The sequence below is a fragment of the Vibrio limimangrovi genome, assembly GCF_054064025.1.
Genome location: NZ_JBSUGF010000017.1, coordinates 34,118 through 57,416 on the forward strand (window position 1 = coordinate 34,118; position 23,299 = coordinate 57,416).

At 45.8% G+C, this 23,299-nt stretch carries 22 protein-coding genes; 21 read left to right on the top strand and 1 reads right to left on the bottom strand.

Annotated features, from left to right (window positions below; genetic code table 11):
• The first annotated feature begins 162 nt into the window (after window positions 1-162).
• From trmJ to ACWYU8_RS19840, 19 genes are all read left to right on the top strand, one after another.
• Window positions 163-882: a tRNA (cytosine(32)/uridine(32)-2'-O)-methyltransferase TrmJ gene (gene trmJ / locus ACWYU8_RS19750; protein WP_457521461.1), complete on the top strand. Its 720-nt coding sequence runs from the start codon at window positions 163-165 to the stop codon at window positions 880-882.
• Between the two features lie 125 nt (window positions 883-1,007).
• Window positions 1,008-1,514 (top strand): Fe-S cluster assembly transcriptional regulator IscR, encoded by a 507-nt coding sequence (iscR, locus tag ACWYU8_RS19755; RefSeq protein ID WP_457521462.1) that lies wholly within the window; start codon window positions 1,008-1,010, stop codon window positions 1,512-1,514.
• 28 nt (window positions 1,515-1,542) lie between these two features.
• The gene (locus tag ACWYU8_RS19760) at window positions 1,543-2,757 is read left to right on the top strand and encodes an IscS subfamily cysteine desulfurase (protein ID WP_457521463.1); all 1,215 of its coding nucleotides are present in this window, start codon (window positions 1,543-1,545) and stop codon (window positions 2,755-2,757) included.
• Window positions 2,758-2,794: 37 nt separating this feature from the next.
• Window positions 2,795-3,178: a Fe-S cluster assembly scaffold IscU gene (gene iscU / locus ACWYU8_RS19765; RefSeq protein WP_005483070.1), complete on the top strand. Its 384-nt coding sequence runs from the start codon at window positions 2,795-2,797 to the stop codon at window positions 3,176-3,178.
• A gap of 72 nt (window positions 3,179-3,250) precedes the next feature.
• Entirely contained in the window at window positions 3,251-3,577 is a 327-nt protein-coding gene (gene iscA, locus ACWYU8_RS19770) for an iron-sulfur cluster assembly protein IscA (RefSeq protein WP_457521464.1), read from the top strand.
• Between the two features lie 55 nt (window positions 3,578-3,632).
• The gene (gene hscB / locus ACWYU8_RS19775; protein ID WP_457521465.1) at window positions 3,633-4,148 is read left to right on the top strand and encodes a co-chaperone HscB; all 516 of its coding nucleotides are present in this window, start codon (window positions 3,633-3,635) and stop codon (window positions 4,146-4,148) included.
• 21 nt (window positions 4,149-4,169) lie between these two features.
• Window positions 4,170-6,023, top strand: a complete 1,854-nt coding sequence (hscA, locus tag ACWYU8_RS19780) for a Fe-S protein assembly chaperone HscA (protein ID WP_457521466.1) — start codon at window positions 4,170-4,172, stop codon at window positions 6,021-6,023.
• A 13-nt stretch (window positions 6,024-6,036) separates the two neighbouring features.
• Window positions 6,037-6,375, top strand: coding sequence for an ISC system 2Fe-2S type ferredoxin (fdx, locus tag ACWYU8_RS19785; protein WP_457521467.1), 339 nt, complete (start codon window positions 6,037-6,039; stop codon window positions 6,373-6,375).
• A gap of 46 nt (window positions 6,376-6,421) precedes the next feature.
• Window positions 6,422-6,616, top strand: coding sequence for a Fe-S cluster assembly protein IscX (iscX, locus tag ACWYU8_RS19790; protein WP_457521468.1), 195 nt, complete (start codon window positions 6,422-6,424; stop codon window positions 6,614-6,616).
• 171 nt (window positions 6,617-6,787) lie between these two features.
• Window positions 6,788-8,086 (top strand): aminopeptidase PepB, encoded by a 1,299-nt coding sequence (pepB, locus tag ACWYU8_RS19795; protein ID WP_457521469.1) that lies wholly within the window; start codon window positions 6,788-6,790, stop codon window positions 8,084-8,086.
• 95 nt (window positions 8,087-8,181) lie between these two features.
• Window positions 8,182-8,607 carry a nucleoside-diphosphate kinase gene (ndk, locus tag ACWYU8_RS19800; RefSeq protein WP_457521470.1) on the top strand — a complete coding sequence of 142 codons (426 nt, stop codon included), beginning with the start codon at window positions 8,182-8,184 and terminating at the stop codon, window positions 8,605-8,607.
• A 219-nt stretch (window positions 8,608-8,826) separates the two neighbouring features.
• Window positions 8,827-9,954 (top strand): bifunctional tRNA (adenosine(37)-C2)-methyltransferase TrmG/ribosomal RNA large subunit methyltransferase RlmN, encoded by a 1,128-nt coding sequence (locus ACWYU8_RS19805; protein WP_457521471.1) that lies wholly within the window; start codon window positions 8,827-8,829, stop codon window positions 9,952-9,954.
• A gap of 517 nt (window positions 9,955-10,471) precedes the next feature.
• Window positions 10,472-11,434, top strand: a complete 963-nt coding sequence (rodZ, locus tag ACWYU8_RS19810) for a cytoskeleton protein RodZ (RefSeq protein ID WP_457521472.1) — start codon at window positions 10,472-10,474, stop codon at window positions 11,432-11,434.
• A gap of 6 nt (window positions 11,435-11,440) precedes the next feature.
• Window positions 11,441-12,559 (top strand): flavodoxin-dependent (E)-4-hydroxy-3-methylbut-2-enyl-diphosphate synthase, encoded by a 1,119-nt coding sequence (ispG, locus tag ACWYU8_RS19815; protein ID WP_457521473.1) that lies wholly within the window; start codon window positions 11,441-11,443, stop codon window positions 12,557-12,559.
• 26 nt (window positions 12,560-12,585) lie between these two features.
• Window positions 12,586-13,854 carry a histidine--tRNA ligase gene (hisS, locus tag ACWYU8_RS19820; protein WP_457521474.1) on the top strand — a complete coding sequence of 423 codons (1,269 nt, stop codon included), beginning with the start codon at window positions 12,586-12,588 and terminating at the stop codon, window positions 13,852-13,854.
• Window positions 13,855-13,978: 124 nt separating this feature from the next.
• On the top strand, window positions 13,979-14,593 hold the full coding sequence (locus ACWYU8_RS19825; protein WP_457521475.1) for a YfgM family protein: 615 nt from the start codon (window positions 13,979-13,981) through the stop codon (window positions 14,591-14,593).
• Between the two features lie 12 nt (window positions 14,594-14,605).
• On the top strand, window positions 14,606-15,766 hold the full coding sequence (gene bamB / locus ACWYU8_RS19830) for an outer membrane protein assembly factor BamB (RefSeq protein WP_457521476.1): 1,161 nt from the start codon (window positions 14,606-14,608) through the stop codon (window positions 15,764-15,766).
• Window positions 15,767-15,951: 185 nt separating this feature from the next.
• On the top strand, window positions 15,952-17,448 hold the full coding sequence (gene der, locus ACWYU8_RS19835; protein WP_457521477.1) for a ribosome biogenesis GTPase Der: 1,497 nt from the start codon (window positions 15,952-15,954) through the stop codon (window positions 17,446-17,448).
• 635 nt (window positions 17,449-18,083) lie between these two features.
• A complete protein-coding gene (locus tag ACWYU8_RS19840; protein ID WP_457521478.1) occupies window positions 18,084-18,308 on the top strand; it encodes a zinc ribbon domain-containing protein in 225 nt (74 codons plus the stop codon).
• A 12-nt stretch (window positions 18,309-18,320) separates the two neighbouring features.
• Here the strand turns inward: ACWYU8_RS19840 and xseA are convergent, their stop codons facing one another.
• Window positions 18,321-19,652 (bottom strand): exodeoxyribonuclease VII large subunit, encoded by a 1,332-nt coding sequence (xseA, locus tag ACWYU8_RS19845; RefSeq protein WP_457521479.1) that lies wholly within the window; start codon window positions 19,650-19,652, stop codon window positions 18,321-18,323.
• Window positions 19,653-19,885: 233 nt separating this feature from the next.
• Here xseA and guaB point away from each other — a divergent pair, with 233 nt between their 5' ends.
• Together guaB and guaA are read left to right on the top strand one after the other, a co-directional pair.
• The gene (gene guaB / locus ACWYU8_RS19850) at window positions 19,886-21,349 is read left to right on the top strand and encodes an IMP dehydrogenase (protein WP_457521480.1); all 1,464 of its coding nucleotides are present in this window, start codon (window positions 19,886-19,888) and stop codon (window positions 21,347-21,349) included.
• Between the two features lie 127 nt (window positions 21,350-21,476).
• Window positions 21,477-23,030, top strand: coding sequence for a glutamine-hydrolyzing GMP synthase (gene guaA, locus ACWYU8_RS19855; RefSeq protein ID WP_457521481.1), 1,554 nt, complete (start codon window positions 21,477-21,479; stop codon window positions 23,028-23,030).
• Window positions 23,031-23,299: the final 269 nt, after the last annotated feature.

The following is a 23,299-nucleotide window of genomic DNA, read 5'->3' on the forward strand; positions in this document are numbered from 1 at the left end:
AAGTGGTTATTTTTTGTTCTAAACCGGGGCGGTGTAAAATCCACTTACTGTTTGGTATACGACATCTATTGACGAGAATGCGAATAGCGCGCCGCTTCACCCTAGGGTGTGTTAAAAAATTATGTTACTATCCAGCAGTTTTTAATTAGGTAGCAAACACAGATGTTGGATCAAGTAAAAATCGTACTCGTCGGTACCTCTCATTCTGGCAATATTGGCTCAGCAGCTCGAGCAATGAAAGTCATGGGATTAAGCCAATTGGTATTGGTCGATCCACAGTGTGAAGTGGATGATCAAGCGTTAGCGCTAGCGGCAGGAGCAAGTGATATAGCTCAAAATGCCACGATTGTCAGCACGCTAGAAGAGGCGGTTGAAGACTGCGGTCTGGTGGTTGGATCAAGTGCTCGTTCACGCACTCTTGAATGGCCTATGCTTGAGCCACGTGAGTGTGGTGAGAAATTTGCGGTGGAAGGCCAAAAGCACCCTGTTGCGTTAGTTTTTGGTCGTGAAAGAACCGGCTTAACCAACGAAGAGCTACAACGATGCCACTACCACGTCTGCATTCCTGCGAATCCTGAATACAGTTCACTGAATTTAGCCATGGCGGTCCAAACGCTCAGCTACGAAGTTCGTGTTGCGCACCTTAATCTGGAGCAAAGTCAGTTCACACCCGCTGAGCAGGAAGAATATCCTCGTCATAAAGAACTAGAAATGTTCTTTGAACACCTTGAAAAGGTGATCGTGGAAACCCAGTTTATTAACAAAGAGCAGCCTGGGCAGGTGATGAATAAACTGCGTCGTTTGTTCTCGCGAGCACGACCAGAGGCTCAGGAACTCAATATTCTTCGTGGTATTTTAACTTCGATAGAAAAGAAATTCTGATTAAAAATTAACCTCTTTAATTGTAAGGCTAAATACCTGAGTAAATTGGTCAGATAAATACTTGACTAAAACAGTCAGACATGGAAAAATCATAACCATTACAAACCATGTGGATACGGTGTGGTATGAAACTTACATCTAAAGGAAGATATGCGGTGACAGCCATGCTGGATGTGGCACTGCATTCGCAACAAAACCCGGTACCTCTTGCTGATATTTCAGAACGTCAGGGAATCTCGCTCTCGTACTTAGAGCAACTATTTTCTAAATTGCGTAAAGCAGGTCTTGTTGCCAGCGTTCGTGGTCCAGGTGGTGGTTACCGACTTGGTGCTGACGCACATAGCATCGCAATTGGTACTGTGATTGCTGCCGTCGATGAGTCAGTTGACGCAACGAAATGCCAAGGCAAAGGTGATTGCCAAGGCGGCACGCGTTGTCTAACTCATACACTATGGCGTGATTTAAGCTCTCGCATTAGCGACTTCTTGAACAACATTACTCTTGGTGAGCTGATGACAGACAATGAAGTGCTAGAAATTTCTGATCGTCAGGATATTGATCTGGCGGTAAATAATGGGTTTACCAACAAAAATACAACCGCCGCGCCCATCGGTGTAAACGTCCGCTCTTAGCGGTCAGCTATTTACATTGGAGTAGAGAATGAAACTGCCGATTTATCTTGATTATTCCGCTACATGTCCGGTTGATCCACGTGTTGCTGAAAAAATGGTTCAGTGCATGACAATGGATGGTACATTTGGCAACCCAGCGTCGCGTTCGCACCGTTACGGCTGGCAGGCAGAAGAAGCAGTAGACACTGCTCGTGAGCAAATTGCTGACCTTCTAAATGCAGATCCTCGCGAAATCGTATTCACATCTGGTGCGACTGAGTCTGACAACCTTGCAATTAAAGGTGCTGCACACTTTTACTCTAAAAAGGGTAAGCACATTATCACTTGCAAAACGGAGCACAAAGCCGTTCTGGACACATGTCGTCAGCTAGAGCGTGAAGGTTTTGAAGTGACTTACCTAGCGCCAGAATCAAACGGTTTGATCGACCTGGATAAGCTAAAAGCAGAGATGCGTGATGACACAGTGCTTGTTTCTATCATGCACGTGAACAACGAAATCGGCGTTATTCAAGACATTTCAGCGATCGGTGAGCTATGTCGCGAGAATAAAATCGTATTCCATGTCGATGCGGCTCAGTCTGCAGGTAAAGTGCCAATCGATGTTCAAGAAATGAAAGTTGATTTGATCTCACTATCGGCACACAAAATTTACGGCCCTAAAGGTATCGGTGCGCTTTACGTACGTCGTAAGCCTCGTATCCGCCTTGAAGCGCAAATGCACGGTGGTGGTCACGAGCGTGGTTTCCGCTCTGGTACTCTGGCGACTCACCAAATTGTAGGTATGGGCGAAGCTTTCCGTATCGCAAAAGAAGAGATGCAGCAAGATTACGATCACGCGCTTGCTCTTCGTAACCGTCTTCTGAATGGTGTAAAAGATCTTGAAGCAGTATCGGTGAACGGTGATCTTGAACAACGTGTACCACAAAACCTAAATATCAGTTTTGCTTTCGTAGAAGGTGAATCACTGCTGATGTCGCTAAAAGATCTAGCGGTATCTTCTGGTAGTGCTTGTACTTCTGCGAGTCTAGAGCCATCTTATGTTCTACGTGCTTTAGGCATGAATGACGAACTGGCTCACAGCTCGATTCGTTTCTCATTCGGTCGTTTCACGACAGAAGAAGAAATTGATTACGTAATTGAACAAATTCGCGTTGCAGTGACCAAGCTACGCGACATGTCTCCTCTATGGGATATGTATAAAGAAGGGATTGATTTGAGCACAGTTGAATGGGCTCACCATTAATCTCAGGGATGAAATAGAGGATTCGAGGTAATTTATCATGGCATATAGCGAAAAAGTAATTGATCACTACGAGAACCCACGTAACGTTGGTTCATTTGACAAAGAAGACCCATCAGTAGGTAGCGGCATGGTTGGCGCGCCGGCTTGTGGTGATGTTATGAAACTACAAATCAAAGTGACACCAGAAGGTATCATCGAAGATGCGAAGTTCAAAACATACGGTTGTGGTAGTGCAATCGCATCAAGCTCACTGGTAACAGAGTGGGTTAAAGGCAAGTCAATCGATGAAGCGGCAGCAATCAAAAACTCTGAGATTGCTGAAGAGCTAGAACTTCCACCTGTGAAAGTTCACTGTTCAATTCTTGCTGAAGATGCAATCAAAGCAGCGGTTGCAGATTACAAGAAAAAACACCAAGAATAATTATTCCGTAATATAATGGGAGCCGTAAATGCTCCCATTCCAATCGTAATTCAGACAAACTTAAGGTGCAGTATGGCCATTTCAATGACAGAAACAGCGGCAAGTCGCGTAAAAGCATTCCTGGATAACCGAGGAAAAGGTATCGGTTTACGTCTTGGTGTGAAGACGACTGGTTGTTCCGGCATGGCTTACGTACTTGAGTTTGTTGACGAGCTGAACGATGCAGAAGATGAAGTTTTTGACCTTTCTGGGGTGAAAATTATCATCGACAAAAAAAGCTTGGTATACCTAGACGGTACAGAACTGGATTACGTGAAGGAAGGGTTGAACGAAGGTTTTGAGTTCAATAACCCTAACGCGAAAAGTGAATGTGGTTGTGGTGAAAGCTTCAACGTCTGATTGATTGTCCTTCTGGGCAAACGAGTCCGGAAGGCTTTATTAGGACCCGAACTTAATGAATCACTTTGAATTATTTGGGCTACCAAGTCAGTTTCAACTGGATGGTAGCCTTCTTTCTTCTCAGTTCCGAGAATTACAAAAACGTTTTCACCCGGACAATTTTGCTACCGCGTCTGAGCGTGATCGCTTATTGGCCGTGCAAAAGGCAGCGCAAATTAACGATGCGTATCAAGTCCTGAAACATCCTATCTCTCGTGCGGAGTACATTCTGGCAGAGCAGGGGTTGGAAATCCGTGGTGAACAGCAAACCATGCAAGATCCAATGTTCTTAATGGAACAGATGGAACTGCGTGAAGAATTGGAAGACATTGCTGACAGCTCTGAACCTGAATCGGCGCTTTTTGACTTCGATTCCAAGGTCAGCAAAATGTACAAACAGCATTTGGCAAGCGTTGAGCAAGAGCTCAATGACGGTCTTTGGGCGGAAGCCGCAGACCGCGTTCGTAAGCTGAAATTCATTGCCAAACTAAAGAACGAAATTGAGCTGGCTGAAGAGAGACTCCTCGGCTAGTTAGTGTGACAAGGACCAATCATGGCACTACTTCAAATCGCAGAACCGGGCCAAAGCTCGGCACCTCATGAGCATAAGTTAGCAGCAGGTATCGACTTAGGTACGACCAACTCTTTGGTCGCCACGGTACGCAGTGGCGATGCCTCTACTTTAATCGACGATCAGGGTCGTAGCATTCTGCCGTCAGTAGTGAACTACTCTACTGATTCCATCATCGTTGGTGATGATGCGAAAGTAAGAGCAGAGTTTGAACCAGAAAATACGATTATTTCTGTAAAGCGTTTAATCGGTCGGTCGTTAAAGGACATTCAATCGCGCTACCCATCGTTACCTTATCAGTTTAAAGAGAGCGATAACGGCTTACCTGTTTTGCAAACGGCTCAGGGTGATAAAAACCCGATTGAAGTATCGGCTGATATTTTAAAAGTACTGGGTAAGCGCGCGGAAGAAACGTTAGGTGGTGAACTCGCTGGTGTTGTGATTACGGTTCCTGCGTACTTTGATGATGCTCAGCGTGCTGGCACAAAAGATGCCGCTAAGTTAGCAGGACTGCATGTACTTCGCCTTCTTAACGAACCTACCGCTGCTGCAATTGCGTACGGTTTAGATTCTGGTCAGGAAGGTGTCATTGCGGTTTACGACTTAGGCGGTGGTACGTTTGATATCTCTATCTTGCGTCTGTCTAAAGGTGTATTTGAAGTACTGGCAACTGGTGGTGATTCAGCCCTCGGTGGTGATGATTTCGATCATCTGTTTGCGGATTTCCTAATGGAGCAAGCGGGACTTGAAGCGCCACTATCTGCAGAAAAAAACCGAATCCTGCTAAATATCGCTACCGCAACTAAGATCGCTTTTTCCGAGCAAGACAGTGTTGATGTTGACGTATTTGGTTGGAAAGGCACAGTCACTCGCGAGCAATTTGAAGAACTGATTCGTCCGCTAGTAAAGAAAACATTAATGTCTTGCCGCCGTGCGCTGAAAGATGCTGATGTTGACGCTGATGAAGTGCTTGAAGTCGTCATGGTCGGTGGTTCAACTCGTACTCTGTTAGTACGTGAAATGGTTGGCGAGTTTTTTGGTCGCACACCACTAACGAGCATCAACCCTGATGAAGTGGTCGCGATTGGCGCAGGTATCCAGGCGGATATTCTGGCTGGTAACAAGCCTGATTCGGAAATGTTGCTGCTGGACGTGATCCCGTTATCACTCGGCATTGAAACCATGGGTGGTCTGGTTGAAAAGATCATTCCACGTAATACCACGATTCCAGTTGCTCGTGCGCAGGAGTTTACGACGTTTAAAGACGGTCAAACGGCCATGAGCGTACATGTAGTGCAAGGTGAACGTGAAATGGTGGATGATTGCCGTTCTCTGGCTCGTTTCTCATTAAAAGGTATTCCTCCAATGGCGGCAGGTGCGGCTCATATCCGTGTGACATACCAAGTGGATGCTGATGGTTTGCTTTCAGTGACAGCAATGGAAAAGAGTACTGGTGTGCAGTCTGAAATTCAGGTTAAGCCATCTTACGGCCTAAGTGATGATGAAGTTGCAAACATGCTGCGTGACTCAATGACTCACGCGAAAGAAGACATGCAAGCTCGTGCGCTCGCAGAGCAGCGTGTTGAAGCGGATCGAGTGATTGAAGGCTTGATAGCGGCAATGCAAGCTGATGGTGATGAACTACTATCAGAACAAGAGAAACAAAACCTGGTTAAATCAATCGAAGCACTGATCGAGCTGCGTAATGGTGATGATGCGGACGCGATTGAGCTAGGCATTAAAGATACCGATAAAGCGAGCCAAGACTTTGCATCGCGCCGTATGGATAAATCGATTCGAACTGCATTGTCAGGTCAATCAGTAGACGATATATAAGAGATAAGTAGTTATGCCTAAGATTATTGTATTACCTCACGAGGATTTGTGCCCAGAAGGCGCAGTGTTGGAAGCAAAGACTGGTGAAACCGTTCTGGACGTAGCGCTAAAGAATGGCATTGGTATTGAACATGCGTGTGAAAAATCATGTGCGTGTACAACTTGTCATGTGATCATTCGAGAAGGTTTTGATTCTCTTGAAGAGAGCGAAGAGCTGGAAGATGACATGCTGGATAAAGCGTGGGGTCTTGAGCCTGAATCTCGTCTTGGCTGCCAGGCGAAGGTAGCGGATGAAGACTTGGTTGTTGAGATTCCTAGATACACGCTGAACCACGCGTCAGAAGATCACTAAAAACGAATTCCTCTATCTCAAGGAGGAAGAAAAAGGAACAAGAGCAATGAAATGGACAGATTCTCGCGATATCGCGATTGAGCTTTGTGACAAGTTTCCAGATGTGGATCCGAAAACCGTGCGCTTTACCGACCTTTATCAATGGATTATGGAGTTAGATGAGTTTGATGATGACCCAAACCATTGTAATGAAAAGATCTTAGAGGCCGTCATCATCTGCTGGATGGATGAAGCAGACTGATGCTCAATTCGGTGGTAAAACGCCGCCGAGTTAACAATTCTTACTAAAAAAAGCGGACCCTTAGGTCCGTTTTTTTATCAAGTTGACATTTTTACCCTACATAATGCTAACATCCGTGAGTAACTGAAAAGAAGCGGCGTAGGTAACGCCCTTATAAGACAAGGAGAAACCATGTCTACACAGATGTCTGTATTTTTAAGCCAAGATCCTGCAGCTCCTCATTGGGGGGAAAAGGCACTGCTTTCGTTTGCGGAAAGTGGCGCGACCATTCATATCGGTCTGGGTCATGATCTTGGTGCAATCCAGCGAGCAGCTCGTCAGCTAGATGGTCAGGGAATTCGTTCTGTTCTACTTTCTGGTGATAACTGGGACCTAGAGCAAATCTGGGCTTTCCACCAAGGCTACCGTAACCCGAAAAAACACGGCACGCTTGAATGGGCGGCACTGGAAGAAGAAGCTCAGGCAGAGCTTCAGGCCCGAATTCTCACCACCGATTTTACACGCGATATCATCAACAAAACCGCTGAAGAAGTTGCACCTCGTCAACTTGCAACAATGGCGGCTGAATTCATCAAATCTATCGCGCCAGAAGGCACAGTGACAGCACGAGTCGTTAAAGATAAAGATTTGCTGGCTGAAGGCTGGGAAGGCATTTACGCGGTTGGCCGTGGTTCTGATCGTACCTCTGCCATGCTGCAACTGGACTACAACCCAACGGGCGATGAAAACGCACCGGTATTTGCTTGTTTAGTGGGTAAAGGGATTACTTTTGACTCAGGCGGCTACAGCCTGAAAACGTCAAACTTTATGAGTGCGATGAAAGCCGATATGGGCGGTTCAGGTACGATTACAGGTGGTTTGGGCTTAGCTATTCTGCGTGGCTTGAACAAGCGTGTAAAACTGATCCTTTGCTGTGCAGAAAACATGGTGTCTGGCCGCGCGCTCAAGCTTGGCGACATCATTACCTACAAAAATGGTAAGACCGTTGAGATCATGAATACCGACGCCGAAGGCCGATTGGTACTGGCGGATGGTCTAATCTACGCAAGTGAACATAACCCTGAGCTTATTATCGACTGCGCGACATTGACAGGCGCGGCGAAAAACGCGCTGGGTAATGATTACCACGCATTGCTGAGTTTTGATGAAGAGCTCTCTCATCAAGCTTTAACAGCAGCAAATCAAGAGAAAGAAGGTTTATGGCCACTGCCTCTTGCTGATTTCCACCGCGAAATGCTGCCATCAAACTTCGCTGATTTATCAAACATCAGTTCTGGTGATTACACTCCGGGGGCGAGTACTGCCGCCGCATTCTTGTCTTACTTCATTGAAGATTACAAGAAAGGTTGGTTGCATTTCGACTGTGCGGGTACTTACCGTAAATCTGCATCAGATAAGTGGGCTGCAGGCGCGACTGGTATGGGCGTTCGTACTCTTGCTCGCCTTCTTAACGAGCAAGCAGATAAATAACTTTTATGGCCGCACCGGCCGTTTGCTTGGTGCGGCTGTAGTCAAGTAAGTCACTTTTAAACACTATTATTACAAATACAAAAAAGGGAAACTTTATGGCTCTAGAAAGAACGTTTTCAATTGTTAAGCCTGACGCTGTGGAAAGAAACTTAATCGGTGAGATTTACAACCGTATCGAGAAGGCTGGCCTGAGTATTATTGCGGCGAAAATGGTTCACCTGACAGAAGAGCAGGCGAGCGGTTTTTACGCAGAGCACGAAGGTAAAGAATTTTTCCAGCCTTTGAAAGAGTTCATGACCTCTGGTCCTATCATGGTTCAGGTGCTGGAAGGTGAAAATGCGATTGCTCGTTACCGTGAGTTGATGGGTAAAACGAACCCGGAAGAAGCTGCCGCTGGCACACTTCGCGCTGATTACGCGTTAAGCATGCGTCTTAACTCGGTACATGGCTCTGATAGCTTGGAGTCTGCGGCTCGTGAGATTGAGTTCTTCTTCCCTGAGTCTGAGATTTGCCCTCGTTAATTTTGAATTAGCTTGTGCTCGTAAAGATAGTAAGCCTCGGAAATTTCCGGGGCTTTTTATTGTCCGATAACCTCACATCGTTTAAGTTAAGGCTGTTTAAATTTTAATCACTATAATTTTAATGCCTTAGCAAACTCAGGGTTTTAGACCCCTTGTTGTCACTGCATAAAGGCTGTACAATTCGCGCCCTTATTCTTGTTTCAGTCATTGAGAGGCTACATGACCACTGAAAAAATTAATCTACTCGACTTTGATCGCAAAGGCATGCGTCAGTTTTTCGCGGAAGAACTAGGCGAGAAAGCGTTCCGTGCTGATCAGGTTATGAAGTGGATCTACCATTTCGGTGTTGATGACTTCGACAACATGACGAACATCAACAAGAAGTTACGTGAAAAGCTGCAGTACAAATGCGAAATCAAAGCGCCTGTCGTTTCTGAAGCTCAGCACTCTTCTGATGGCACCATTAAATGGGCCATGAAGGTTGGCGATCAGGACGTAGAAACGGTCTACATTCCAGAGGATGATCGCGCGACATTGTGTGTGTCTTCTCAGGTTGGTTGTGCACTTGAATGTAAATTCTGCTCAACGGCTCAACAAGGCTTTAACCGTAACCTGAAAGTGTCTGAAATTATCGGTCAGGTATGGCGTGCTGCCCGTGAAGTGGGTCTTGAGAAAGAAACGGGACGTCGCCCAATTACTAACGTGGTAATGATGGGTATGGGCGAACCGCTACTGAACATGAAAAACCTGATTCCTGCATTAGAAATTATGTTGGATGACCTTGGTTTTGGTCTTTCGAAGCGTCGCGTCACCGTATCAACATCAGGCGTAGTGTCTGGTCTTGATCAGATGACAGGAAAAATCGACGTAGCATTGGCAATCTCACTTCATGCACCAAACGACAAGTTGCGCAGTGAAATCATGCCAATCAACGACCGCTGGGATATTCAGGATTTCTTGGCGTCTGTGCGTCGTTACATTGCTTCTTCAAACGCAAACCGTGGCAAAGTGACCGTAGAGTACGTGTTGCTAGATCATGTGAACGACGACATGGATCACGCGCGAGAATTAGCTGAGCTAATGAAAGATACACCATGCAAGATCAACTTGATTCCGTTCAACCCGTACCCTGGTTCACCATACAAGAAACCAAGTAACTCTCGTATTGACCGTTTCCAAAAAACGCTGATGCAGTATGAGCACACAGTAACCGTGCGTAAAACTCGCGGTGACGACATTGATGCGGCATGTGGTCAGTTAGTCGGTGATGTTATCGACCGAACTAAACGTACCGCTATGCTAAAAGCAGCACGAGGCGCGGATACCATTGACGTAAAAGCGGTTTAAGTCGTACAAATTATGAAATAGCCAGAGCCATTTTTGCTCTGGCTATTTTGTTTGCAGAGCTCTTCGTACGCCAATGACTACCTTACCTTAGCGGTATGGTTATCTCTCTGCGAAATATGAAAATTATTTACGCTTGTGGAATAAACTATTTAAGGTTATTTAGGCGAGTAACTCAGTACCATTAGTGGAATTGCGTTGAATTTCGAATTACAGTGTCAAAGTTTGGACAAAAGCTTGAGCAATCTGTTAGTTTGAGTGGAAAGAGTTTTTGTCTTTGTTATACATTCGCTTATCATGTTGTATAACACTTATGATGACATCGAGAATTCTCAGCTTTCTCCTCATACGCTTTGCTGGCTTTCGCACAACGGGTATTCGCATTCCGAGCGCAGAGAATTTCTTAAAATTAATATTTTGGTTAACACGGCTAGCCTAGCTATCTTTAAGTTGGGCGTAAGAAAAAGAACAAAAATCAATAACCGTGTTAGCGACTAAAGCAGATTAAAAAACCACCATTATGACAGAACACGAAAATACAAATGAAGTACCGCTTTCTATCGAAGTGGGTACACTATTAAAAAACAAACGCGAATCTAAAGGTATGACGCAGAAGCAAGTTGCTGATCGCCTGAGACTTCGCGTTTCTGTTATCGAAGACATTGACAACAATCGCTTTGAATCGCAACAAGTGGCGACTTTTACTCGTGGCTATTTGCGATCATATGCGAAAGTGGTTGGACTTGATGAAAAAGTTGTTCTAACCGCGTTAGAGCAAACGGTGGATATCAAGCCGAAAGAGCAAGAAATCGAAATGCAGAGTTTTTCTCGTAAAACAAAGCATGAAAAACACAATAGCCGAATTATGTTTCTGACCTGGGTCATTGCGATTGTGATTACCGGGATTTCTGCTGCCTGGTGGTGGCAAAATCAGCAGGAAAATAGCCTTGCTCAGATAGCCACAGATGCCAGTGTCGAAGAACCTCAACCAACGGCTGAAGAGTTGGCGGATATTGATCAAATGAGTGCAGATGAGCTGATTGCACGCACTCCTGCAGAGATTGCTGTTTCAGAAGACGTCATTTCAGCAGCAGGGACAACAGATACCGAATCAAATAGTTCATTAGAAGCTGATGCTCTGCCTGTGGCTAGTGAAGACGCAACAAGCTCAGAAGAAGTAGAAGAGCCGGTTGCAATCATTGAAGAGGCAGTTGAAGAGCCAGCTATCATTGTGCCGGAAGGTATGAGTCTGCTAACCATGACATTTAAAGCGGATTGCTGGATTCAGGTTAAAGATACTAATGGCAAAACGCTGGTCAGCGGCACTCACAAACCTGGTCAAGATGTAGAACTTACCGGAAAAGCCCCATTTAAAGTGATATTGGGAGCACCGGAAGGGGTTACAATGACATTTGCAAGTGAACCTGTCGACCTTTCTGGGTATACTTCAGGCAGAGTAGCTCGATTCACTTTACCGTTATAAAAAATTATGCAACACGAATCTCCAATTATCCGTCGTAAATCGACGCGTATTTATGTGGGTGATGTGCCAATTGGTGATGGTGCGCCAATTGCTGTACAGTCAATGACTAACACTCGCACGACTGATGTGGAAGCGACAGTCGCACAAATCCGAGCACTAGAAAAAGTCGGCGCAGATATCGTACGTGTTTCTGTACCAACGATGGATGCTGCTGAAGCTTTTAAGCTAATCAAACAGCAAGTGTCAGTGCCGTTGGTTGCGGATATTCACTTTGACTACCGTATTGCTCTTAAAGTGGCAGAATACGGGGTCGATTGTTTGCGCATCAACCCAGGTAATATCGGTAACGAAGAGCGAATTCGTGCTGTTGTCGATTGTGCCCGCGATAAAAATATCCCAATCCGTATTGGCGTCAATGGCGGCTCTTTAGAAAAAGATCTGCAGATGAAGTACGGTGAACCGACACCGGAAGCTTTGGTTGAGTCTGCAATGCGTCACGTGGATCATCTGGATCGTCTTAACTTTGATCAATTCAAAGTGAGCGTAAAAGCATCTGATGTTTTCCTCGCAGTCGACTCTTACCGTTTGTTGGCTAAGAAAATCGACCAGCCTCTGCACTTAGGCATTACAGAAGCGGGTGGCGCACGCGCCGGTGCCGTGAAGTCATCTGTTGGTCTTGGTATGCTGCTGGCAGAAGGTATCGGCGATACTTTGCGTATTTCTCTTGCTGCAGATCCTGTAGAAGAGATCAAAGTTGGTTTCGATATTCTGAAATCATTACGTATTCGTTCACGCGGCATTAACTTCATTGCGTGCCCTAGCTGTTCACGTCAAGAGTTCGATGTTATCGGTACTGTTAACGCTCTTGAAGAGCGTTTAGAAGACATCGTCACGCCAATGGATGTGTCTATTATCGGTTGTGTCGTCAATGGCCCTGGTGAAGCAGAAGTTTCCCACTTAGGTCTGGCAGGCAGTAACAAGAAGAGCGCGTTTTATGAAGATGGCAAACGCCAGAAAGAGCGCTTTGATAACGATGACCTTGTGAATCAGCTCGAAGCTAAGATTCGTGCGAAAGCATCTATGATGGATGGCGAAAATCGCATCGAAGTAAAAGTACAAGATTAATCTCAACGAGAATTACGGTAAGTATTGTGGCAAAAACAATTCAAGCAATTCGAGGCATGAACGACTGCCTCCCAACTCAATCGCCACTGTGGCAGAAACTAGAAAACACAGTGAAAAATGTAATTAGCGCATACGGTTACAACGAAATGCGCATGCCAATCGTTGAGATGACACATCTATTCAGCCGTGCTATTGGTGAAGTTACCGACGTGGTTGAGAAAGAAATGTACACATTCGAAGACCGTAATGGCGATAGTCTGACACTTCGCCCTGAGGGTACTGCGGGTTGTGTACGTGCTGGTATCGAAAACGGTCTGCTGTACAACCAAGAACAACGTGTTTGGTACATTGGTCCAATGTTTCGTCACGAGCGTCCTCAAAAAGGCCGTTACCGTCAATTCCACCAATGTGGTGTGGAAGTGTTTGGCTTAAATGGTCCTGATGTCGATGCGGAACTTATTATGATGACCGCTCGTCTATGGCGTGAACTTGGTATCGACAAGTATGTTCGTCTTGAGCTGAACTCAATTGGTTCTCTTGAAGCTCGTGCAAACTACCGTGAAGCACTTGTGGCCTATCTGGAGCAACATATGGATGTTCTGGATGAAGACTGCAAACGTCGTATGTACACTAACCCTCTGCGTGTTCTTGATAGCAAAAACCCAGATGTACAGAATATCCTAGGTGATGCACCTCGCCTTTCTGATTACTTGGACGAAGATTCTAAGCAACATTTTGCAGGTCTGTGTGAACTTCTTGATGCTGCTGGTATCGAATACACTGTTAACGAGCGCCTTGTTCGTGGTCTGGACTACTACAATCGCACTGTATTTGAGTGGATCACTGAAAGCTTAGGCTCGCAAGGCACCGTATGTGGTGGTGGTCGCTACGATGGTCTGGTTGAACAGCTAGGTGGTAAAGCGACACCTGCTGTTGGCTTTGCAATGGGTCTTGAGCGTCTGGTACTGATGTTGGAAACGTTAGAGCTGACAGAAGTACGACGTAGTGTTGATGTTTACGTAGTGACGGCAGGTGAAGGCACCATGATGGCAGGAATGAAACTTGCGGAGCAGCTTCGTGAAAACATCCCTGGCGTACGTGTGATGAATCACTTTGGTGGCGGTAACTTTAAGAAACAGTTTAAACGCGCAGATAAAGTCGGTGCTGTTGTAGCATTGGTTCTGGGCGAGAACGAGGTTGCAGATAATACCGTAGTATTGAAAGACTTGGCTGGTGGTGAGCAACACACTTACAACCAAGCAGAAGTTGCTGAAAAGATCGCAGCACTGATTTAAGTCTTTTAGTAAGCTAGTAATTTTATCCTGGTTCGTTAATTTAGGCTCCCTGTTGTGGAGCCTTTCAACGAGATGGGAACAATGGCAGCTTTGCTGTCATTTACATGTTTTAAGAGGACAGGAAGTGGAACTTTACGATACTGAAGAACAACAAGTTGAAGCCATTAAAGACTGGTGGAAAGAGAACGGCAAAGCCGTCATCATCGGTGCCGTTGTTGGCTTAGGTGGTCTATTTGGTTGGCGCTACTACCAGGATTCAGTGATTCAGGCGAGTGAAGCGGCTTCGCAAAACTACACGACAGCGATCAGTGTTCTGCAGGAAAAAGGTGTCGACGCGCAATCTGAAGTTCAAGCTTTTATCGACTCAAGTGAAGTAAAAGAATACTCAGTATTGGCAGCGCTGCAATTGGCGAAAGTTCAAATTGAAGCGAAAGACCTTGCCGCTGCGCTTGAGCAACTAAAATGGGCGCAAAGCAGCACTAAGGACGCCGCATTATCTCCACTTATCAGTTACCGTATTGCTCGTATTGAAGCAGAAATGGGTAATTTTGATGCCGCAACGACTGAACTAAGTAAAGTCACTGACGCGGCATGGACAGGTCGTATCGCAGAACTTCGTGGTGATATTGCACTTCGTCAGGGCGACAAAGATTCAGCTTATGCGGCATACACTGAAGCCCAGCAAGCGACGGATGCAAGCCCGACACTACAAATGAAATTGGACGATTTGGCGAAATAAGGACCGCATTGGATGAAAAGAGTCTTTAAGAAAGCCTTGTTAGGGGCATTAACGATGGGAATTCTTGCTGGCTGTGCGAGCGAGGAAGATACCATCGTTATGGCACCTCTGCCTCAAGTCGATAGTGAGTTTACGACTAACACGGAGTGGAGCACATCGGTTGGTGATGGCGTCGGTCATTACTTCTCAAAATTGGCTCCAGTCTATGATAATGGCACATTATTTGTGGCCAGCCGTGACGGGACCGTAGAAGCGCTTGATCCAGAAAATGGTAAATCGCAATGGCAGGTTGATCTGGAAGATAGTGTGGTTGCACGACTTTCAGGTGGTATTACAGCCGCTTACGGAAACCTCTACATTGGTTCTGATAATGGCGACGTCATTTCGCTATCTCAAGAAACTGGCGAAGTAAATTGGCGTGTTAAGGTTGGCGGTGAAGTCCTGGCAAAACCTGTTGCAGACTCTGGTTTGATTATTATTAATACCAGCCGAGGCATGTTAGTTGCGCTTAATGAGAGTACTGGCGAACAACGCTGGGCATTAAGTACAGAAGTCCCTAACTTGACTTTACGCGGTGACAGTACTCCTGTCGCAATCGGCGGTGGTGTTTTCTGGGGTACTGCGAATGGCCGACTTGCGGCAGCGATTGTTGAACGCGGACAGCTTATTTGGCAACAACCCGTCGGTACACCGAAAGGCGCAACTGAAATCGATCGTTTGGTTGACGTAGACTCTTCTCCAATTGTGCTAGGTGGGGTTCTTTTTACCGTTGGGTATAACGGCCAGCTGATAGCGATTGATTTGCGCTCTGCAAACCCTATTTGGAAGCGTAACTATTCGTCCTCAACGAATATGGCAACGGATGGTAGCCGTCTGTTCGTTATTACAGAGAAAGATCATGTTGTCGCAGTTGATGCTCGAAGCGGGACAGAACTGTGGGAAAATAGCTTATTAGAGCATCGTCAACTTACTGCACCTGTGGTTATAGGTAATTACGTAGTAGTTGGTGACACACTGGGTTATCTGCACTGGATAGATCGCTCAACGGGTGATTTTGTTGCTCAACAGCATGTTGATGATAGCGGCTTTGCGGTTGGTCCGACGCTATTGTCTGATGGTTATGTGCTTACCACTCGCAATGGCGATGTAAAGAAACTAACCATTAACGAATAATATCGTGATATAATTCACATTCGGCTCCTGGCTGGTGACAGTTAGGAGCCGTTTTGTTGTTTGAATTTATTGTTTATTTATTAAAAGTTATTCCTGACGTGGTTATAGGTAAAAAGCTGGTTTGATTTGGCATCAGGCAAGTCGTTACCTATAACTACAGAAGAAAGATTATTGTAGAGGTTGTTATGGTACCTGTTGTGGCCCTTGTCGGGCGTCCGAATGTAGGTAAATCTACACTATTTAACCGATTAACTCGCACTCGTGATGCGTTGGTTGCGGACTTTCCTGGCCTGACGCGAGACCGTAAATATGGCCAAGCGAAACTTGGTGAAGAGCACGAGTTCATTGTGATTGATACCGGTGGTATCGATGGCTCTGAAGAAGGTGTGGAAACTAAGATGGCAGAGCAGTCGTTAGCGGCAATTAATGAAGCTGACGTTGTGCTATTCCTTGTTGATGGTCGTGCTGGTCTAACGCCTGCAGATACTGCAATTGCGGCACATCTGCGTAAAATTGAAAAGCCAGCCATGCTGGTTGTTAATAAAATTGATGGTATTGATGCTGATGCTGCTTGTGCTGACTTCTGGCAACTGGGTGTCGATGATATGTACCAAATCGCTGCTGCTCATGGACGTGGCGTGACCGCACTTCTTGAGCGTGCTCTGGCACCGTTCTTTGATGACTTGCTAACCAGTGAGTCAGAAGAAGGTGAGATTGAAGATCTGACTGAATTCGAAGATGCGGATATCCTAGAAGAAGAGTACAGCGAAGAAGAAGCAGAAGAAGAGCTTCAACGTTTGCAAGATCAACCAATCAAGCTCGCGATCATTGGTCGTCCAAACGTTGGTAAGTCAACATTGACCAACCGTATTCTTGGTGAAGAGCGTGTGGTTGTTTACGATATGCCGGGAACGACGCGTGACTCTATTTACATTCCAATGGAACGTGATGGGCGTGAATACGTGATCATTGATACGGCTGGTGTTCGTCGCCGTGGACGTATTAATGAAACCGTCGAGAAGTTCTCAGTGGTTAAAACACTGAAAGCGGTAGAAGACGCAAACGTGGTTCTACTGGTTATCGACGCGCGTGATAACATCTCTGACCAAGACTTGAGCCTGCTAGGTTTTGCACTTAATGCTGGTCGTTCAATCGTACTGGCCGTGAACAAGTGGGATGGCCTGGATAATGAAGTGAAAGAGAACGTGAAGAAAGAGCTGGATCGCCGTCTTGGCTTCGTTGATTTCGCTCGTATTCACTTCATCTCTGCGCTGCACGGTACTGGTGTTGGCCACTTGTTTGAATCGATTCAGGAAGCGTACAAATCAGCGACAACTCGTGTTGGTACTTCGGTTCTGACCCGTATCATGAAAATGGCTACAGATGATCACCAGCCGCCAATGGTCCGTGGTCGCCGTATCAAACTGAAGTACGCGCACGCAGGTGGTTACAACCCACCAATTGTGGTGATTCACGGTAACATGGTGCGTGAGCTGCCAGATTCGTACAAGCGGTACTTGATGAACTACTTCCGTAAGTCTCTGGAGATCATGGGTACACCAATCCGTATTAACTTCCAGAACAGCGATAACCCATACGAGAACCGCACTAACAAGCTAACGCTTTCTCAGGAACGTAAGCGCAAGCGTATGGTGTCTGCGGTTAAAAACCGTAACAAATAATTGAATTCAATCAAATACCCAAGTTTTTCTTGGGTATTTTTTTATCTTTAAGAAATACAGATATACGAAATATGACTATTAATGCGACTAAAATCCATTGCTGCCATTAGACATGGTAACTGCGTAATGAGGTGATCGTCGTCAATGTCATGGTGACAACCTTAAGGATTCGCACTACTGGAAGTAACGCCTCGGAGAGGGTGAAATGCCGTACTCCCTTGTGGTGGAACGCATGTGATTCATTTGAATGAGCTTGAAACATTACGGCTCAGATTAATCGAACTGACCCTCAGACAATGGAAATGCACACCGATGTAAAAGGGCTTTTCGCTAGTTAGATCTTTTTATTAAACTCTGTATTGTTGGTTATTGAACTTAATATTGGTTATTTATGTCGTATAAAATTGAAATGCAGGATATGTAACTTATGCTTTCGGTGTGTGGTGATATAAATATTCTTTTAAGGGGTGATCGCTGATCAAATGGGAAATATCCGATGATCAGAGTAAGATCTTCCTAAATCTGGATAGCGAAAAGGGTGAATCTTCTTGTCAGATACAGTGATGCTAATCAAAGTTTGTAGGGATAAAATATGAATACTTAGATGAAAAGTATTCAGTAAAGGTGAAAGAATTATGCAGCCGAACATCTGTCCGACTTGTAATGTAGAATTAGCGTGGACGGGTCAGTATCACTGTAACCAGTGTGACTCGGACTTCAAAAAGGTAGGGTTTTGTCCCGATTGTGATGCTGAGCTAGAAAAGCTTCAGGCTTGTGGTGCGGCGAATTACTTCTGTAATACCTGCAATGAACTCAAATCGAAATCTCGCGTTCGATTTGAGTTTCACAAAATTGACTGACAGTAGAATAGGTTAGTTAACGGTAGAGCGAATCTCACCATCTGCTAGACGGGTGACCAGACGGTCGCCTGTTTTAACATCTTCAGCTTGAGTAATCACCTTGCCTTGCTCTGTCTGCGTGATTGAATAGCCACGTTTAAGGGTTGCAAGTGGGCTTACTGTGTCCAATTTCTCTGCCGCAATAGCCAGTTGGTGACGCATGGTCAGCAGTTTACGATCCATCGCATCCATGAGTTTTTGCTCTGCGCGTTCGAGAGTGGACTTCTGCTGCGCAAGTTGTTTGGCAGGGGAGTTCAACTGTAGGCGATAGTGTTTACGTTCAACCGCTTGGTGGCGAGTATCGATGAAACGCTGCATCGCTCTGCGCAGACGCATGTCCAACTCATCAAGCTGTTGTGCTTGACGTCGTAACTGATAGCTTGGATGCTGACGTTCTAAACGATGAAGTAATTGTGTGGTTTGCTGCTTTTGTGTTGCCAAGTAGTAACGCATCGCGCTCGCTAACTTATGTTGACGTGCAACGAGCGTCTGATCTTTATGGCTGTTATCCCGGCTAACCAATTCTGCAGCTGCCGAAGGGGTTGGTGCTCGTACATCGGCGACAAAATCCGCAATCGTCACATCTATCTCGTGGCCAACGGCACTAATGATTGGGATTTGGCTTGCCGCGATCGTGCGCGCAAGGATCTCATTGTTGAAGCACCATAAGTCTTCTAAAGAGCCTCCGCCACGACCCACAATCAATACATCACACTCATTGCGACTATTGGCGCGTCCAATGGCTTGTGCAATCTGAATTGCGGCGTCTTCTCCCTGGACCATGGTTGGATAAACGACCACTGGAAGCGCAGGATCACGGCGTTTTAACACGTCGAGAATGTCGTAAAGAGCTGCTCCGGTTTTTGAGGTGATGACACCAACGCATTTAGGGTGCTCTGGCAAGGTGAGTTTGTTCGTTTGAGCAAACAAGCCTTCTGCTGCCAGCTTCATCTTTAGCTCTTCGAACTCTTGCTGTAATCTGCCGTCGCCTTCAGGCTGCATACTTTCGATAATCAACTGGTAGTCTCCACGTGGCTCATAAAGAGACAGACGTGCTTTGACTAAAACTTGGTTACCGTTTGCAGGTTTGAAAGTTACGCGACGATTGTTACCACGGAACATGGCACATTTAACTTGAGCGCGGGAGTCTTTAAGAGTGAGGTACCAGTGTCCAGAGACAGGTGCTGAGAAGTTTGAAATCTCTCCGACAAGCCAGACGATCCCCATTTCATTTTCCAATAACAGACGGACTTCTGCGTTAAGACGGGAAACAGTGAAAATGTTTTGATTGGTCTGGGAGAGCACAGCTAATCTCGTAGACGTGAGTATGGAAATTAGCGGCAATATAATACATAGCAAGGGATCAATTGCAAGAAAAAAATTAAAAAAAGTGTGGTCAAGCGAGGGGGTTAACCGTATAATCCCTCCGCAATATCTAATCCAAATGTAACTCGTTACCTAAAACGGTTACCCTCATTATGCGAAACGATGAGACTTTGGATTGTTTTTTTTACTCCTCTAATTGTGAGATATTGCAAATGCTAAGAATTGCCAAAGAAGCGCTGACATTCGACGACGTACTACTAGTGCCAGCACACTCCACCGTTCTCCCAAACACAGCTGATCTTCGCACTCAGTTGACGAAAAATATTGCTCTGAATATTCCGATGATTTCTGCGTCAATGGATACCGTGACGGAAGCTCGTCTGGCTATCGCACTTGCGCAGGAAGGTGGCATTGGCTTTATCCACAAGAACATGTCTATTGAGCAGCAAGCAGCCGAAGTTCGTACAGTTAAAAAGTTCGAAGCTGGTGTGGTTACAGACCCTGTAACGGTGAATCCAGACGCAACAATCGCTGACGTAGTCGCTCTGACTGACAAGCACGGCTTTGCTGGTTTCCCTGTTGTTACTGAGCACAATGAGCTAGTGGGTATCATCACTGGTCGTGACGTTCGTTTTGTGACAGACCTTTCTAAGAAAGTATCTTCAGTAATGACGCCAAAAGAAAACTTGGCAGCAGTGAAAGAAGGTGCAACGCGTGCAGAAGTACAAGAGAAAATGCATGAAGCACGTGTAGAGAAAGTACTGGTTGTGAATGATGATTTCAAACTGACTGGTATGATCACAGCAAAAGACTTCCACAAAGCTGAGCGTAAACCAAACGCATGTAAAGATTCTCGTGGCCGTCTACGTGTTGGCGCAGCAGTAGGTGCTGGTGCAGGTAATGAAGAACGTGTTGCAGCACTTGTCGAAGCGGGCGTTGACGTTCTGCTTATCGACTCTTCTCATGGCCACTCGGAAGGTGTTCTAAGCCGTATCCGTGAAACTCGCGCAGCATACCCAGATCTTGACATCATCGGTGGTAACGTAGCAACAGGTGCAGGCGCTAAAGCGCTTATTGACGCTGGCGTAAGCGCAGTGAAAGTAGGTATTGGCCCTGGTTCTATCTGTACGACTCGTATCGTAACTGGTGTTGGTGTACCTCAAATCACAGCTATCGCTGACGCAGCTGAAGTTGCGAACCAACACGGTATTCCGGTTATTGCAGACGGTGGTATCCGTTTCTCTGGCGACATCTGTAAAGCAATCGTAGCTGGTGCATCATGTGTGATGGTTGGTTCTATGTTTGCGGGTACAGAAGAAGCTCCGGGTGAAGTTATTCTTTACAACGGTCGTTCTTACAAAGCATACCGTGGTATGGGTTCTCTTGGTGCAATGTCTCAAGGTTCTTCTGACCGTTACTTCCAGACTGATAACGCAGCAGACAAACTTGTTCCAGAAGGTATCGAAGGTCGTATCGCATACAAAGGTCGCCTTAAAGAGATCGTACACCAACAGATGGGTGGTCTACGCTCAAGCATGGGTCTTACTGGCTCAGCAACGATCGAAGATATGCGTACTAAAGCAGAATTTGTACGAATCTCTGGTGCAGGTATGGCAGAGTCTCACGTGCACGACGTTCAAATTACTAAGGAAGCACCAAACTACCGTTTGGGTTAATCGTTGATAAGCGAGATTTTGAATAAAGATCTCTCGACGTAAACGTTTGCTTTTTCCTTGAAGCATTAATAAGAGGCGAGTACACTCGCCTCGGTTTTAATCACTAGCCTAAAAAAGACTGCTCAAAATGACTAAAAATATCCATGACCAACGTATTCTGATCTTGGACTTCGGTTCTCAGTACACTCAATTAGTTGCTCGTCGCGTACGTGAAATCGGCGTTTACTGTGAGCTATGGAGCTGGGATGTAGAAGAAGCGGATATTCGTGAATTCAACCCAGACGGCATCATCCTGTCTGGTGGCCCTGAGAGTGTAACTGAAGAAAATTCTCCTCGCGCGCCTCAATACGTATTTGACTCAGGTGTTCCAGTTCTTGGTGTATGTTACGGCATGCAAACCATGGCAGAACAGCTAGGCGGTAAAGTTGCTGGTTCAAACGAGCGTGAATTTGGCTACGCACAAGTTAAAGTTTCTGGCGAATCGGCGCTGTTCAAAGATCTTGAAACGACTCAAGACGTTTGGATGAGCCACGGTGACAAAGTAGTAGAAATTCCTGCTGACTTCGTAAAAGTAGGTGAGACAGATACATGTCCTTACGCTGCTATGGCGAACGAAGAGAAGAAATACTACGGTGTTCAGTTCCACCCAGAAGTAACACATACAAAAGGCGGCCTGCAGATGCTTGAGAACTTTGTTCTTGGCGTATGTGGTTGTGAGCGTCTTTGGACATCAGAATCTATCATCGAAGATGCAATCGCTCGTATTAAAGAGCAAGTGGGTGACGACGAAGTTATCCTGGGTCTTTCTGGTGGTGTGGATTCATCTGTTGTTGCTATGCTGGTTCACCGCGCGATTGGTGACAAGCTAACGTGCGTATTCGTTGACAACGGTCTGCTTCGTCTAAACGAAGGTCAACAAGTAATGGATATGTTTGGCGACAAGTTCGGTTTAAACATCATCAAAGTTGATGCAGAAGATCGTTTCCTTGACGCGCTAAAAGGCAAGTCTGACCCAGAAGAAAAGCGTAAGACAATCGGTCACGTGTTCGTAGATGTATTCGATGAAGAGTCTAAGAAGCTGAAAAACGCGAAATGGCTTGCTCAAGGTACTATCTACCCTGACGTAATCGAATCTGCAGCTTCTAAGACTGGCAAAGCGCACGTGATCAAATCACACCACAACGTGGGCGGTTTGCCAGAAGATATGGCTATGGGTCTGGTTGAGCCACTACGTGAGCTGTTTAAAGATGAAGTTCGTAAGATCGGTCTGGAGTTAGGTCTTCCTTACAACATGCTTTACCGCCACCCATTCCCAGGTCCTGGTCTAGGTGTTCGTGTTCTTGGCGAGATCAAGAAAGAGTACTGTGACTTGCTACGTCGTGCTGACGCTATCTTTATTGAAGAGCTTCACGCAGCAGACTTATACAACAAAGTCTCTCAAGCATTCACGGTATTCCTACCAGTTCGATCTGTAGGTGTTATGGGCGACGGTCGTAAGTACGATTGGGTTGTATCGCTACGTGCAGTAGAAACTATCGACTTTATGACAGCGCATTGGGCACACCTGCCATACGATTTCCTAGGTAAGGTATCTAACCGTATTATCAACGAAGTTGACGGCATTTCACGTGTTGTTTACGATATTTCTGGTAAGCCGCCAGCGACAATCGAGTGGGAATAATCCTCAACGATTATGTGTGATAGAACCAGCCTTCGGGCTGGTTTTTTATTGCAGCGAGTTTACTCATCTCCACGTTAACGGTTTTTCAATTCCGCGATTTTTCTCTCGGAAAATTTTTGAAGCCGGTAATCCTTTATTGCAACTGCCGAGTTTCAGTGTGCTGAGCGAGCTGACTTTCACTCGCAAGTTGACCTTCGTTAACCTTAGTATTAGTGAATCTTCATCTTCCTTTTCTTACCCTTTAACTGCTTTTAACACAAGGAGTTAAA

Coding starts and splice junctions, on each gene's coding strand:
- ACWYU8_RS19805 (WP_457521471.1), top strand. CDS start 8,827: ATGACCACTGAAAAAATTAATCTACTCGACTTTGATCGCAAAGGCATG.
- trmJ (WP_457521461.1), top strand. CDS start 163: ATGTTGGATCAAGTAAAAATCGTACTCGTCGGTACCTCTCATTCTGGC.
- der (WP_457521477.1), top strand. CDS start 15,952: ATGGTACCTGTTGTGGCCCTTGTCGGGCGTCCGAATGTAGGTAAATCT.
- iscU (WP_005483070.1), top strand. CDS start 2,795: ATGGCATATAGCGAAAAAGTAATTGATCACTACGAGAACCCACGTAAC.
- guaB (WP_457521480.1), top strand. CDS start 19,886: ATGCTAAGAATTGCCAAAGAAGCGCTGACATTCGACGACGTACTACTA.
- iscX (WP_457521468.1), top strand. CDS start 6,422: ATGAAATGGACAGATTCTCGCGATATCGCGATTGAGCTTTGTGACAAG.
- bamB (WP_457521476.1), top strand. CDS start 14,606: ATGAAAAGAGTCTTTAAGAAAGCCTTGTTAGGGGCATTAACGATGGGA.
- hscB (WP_457521465.1), top strand. CDS start 3,633: ATGAATCACTTTGAATTATTTGGGCTACCAAGTCAGTTTCAACTGGAT.
- ndk (WP_457521470.1), top strand. CDS start 8,182: ATGGCTCTAGAAAGAACGTTTTCAATTGTTAAGCCTGACGCTGTGGAA.
- iscR (WP_457521462.1), top strand. CDS start 1,008: ATGAAACTTACATCTAAAGGAAGATATGCGGTGACAGCCATGCTGGAT.
- hscA (WP_457521466.1), top strand. CDS start 4,170: ATGGCACTACTTCAAATCGCAGAACCGGGCCAAAGCTCGGCACCTCAT.
- fdx (WP_457521467.1), top strand. CDS start 6,037: ATGCCTAAGATTATTGTATTACCTCACGAGGATTTGTGCCCAGAAGGC.
- ispG (WP_457521473.1), top strand. CDS start 11,441: ATGCAACACGAATCTCCAATTATCCGTCGTAAATCGACGCGTATTTAT.
- pepB (WP_457521469.1), top strand. CDS start 6,788: ATGTCTACACAGATGTCTGTATTTTTAAGCCAAGATCCTGCAGCTCCT.
- iscA (WP_457521464.1), top strand. CDS start 3,251: ATGGCCATTTCAATGACAGAAACAGCGGCAAGTCGCGTAAAAGCATTC.
- ACWYU8_RS19840 (WP_457521478.1), top strand. CDS start 18,084: ATGCAGCCGAACATCTGTCCGACTTGTAATGTAGAATTAGCGTGGACG.
- rodZ (WP_457521472.1), top strand. CDS start 10,472: ATGACAGAACACGAAAATACAAATGAAGTACCGCTTTCTATCGAAGTG.
- ACWYU8_RS19760 (WP_457521463.1), top strand. CDS start 1,543: ATGAAACTGCCGATTTATCTTGATTATTCCGCTACATGTCCGGTTGAT.
- guaA (WP_457521481.1), top strand. CDS start 21,477: ATGACTAAAAATATCCATGACCAACGTATTCTGATCTTGGACTTCGGT.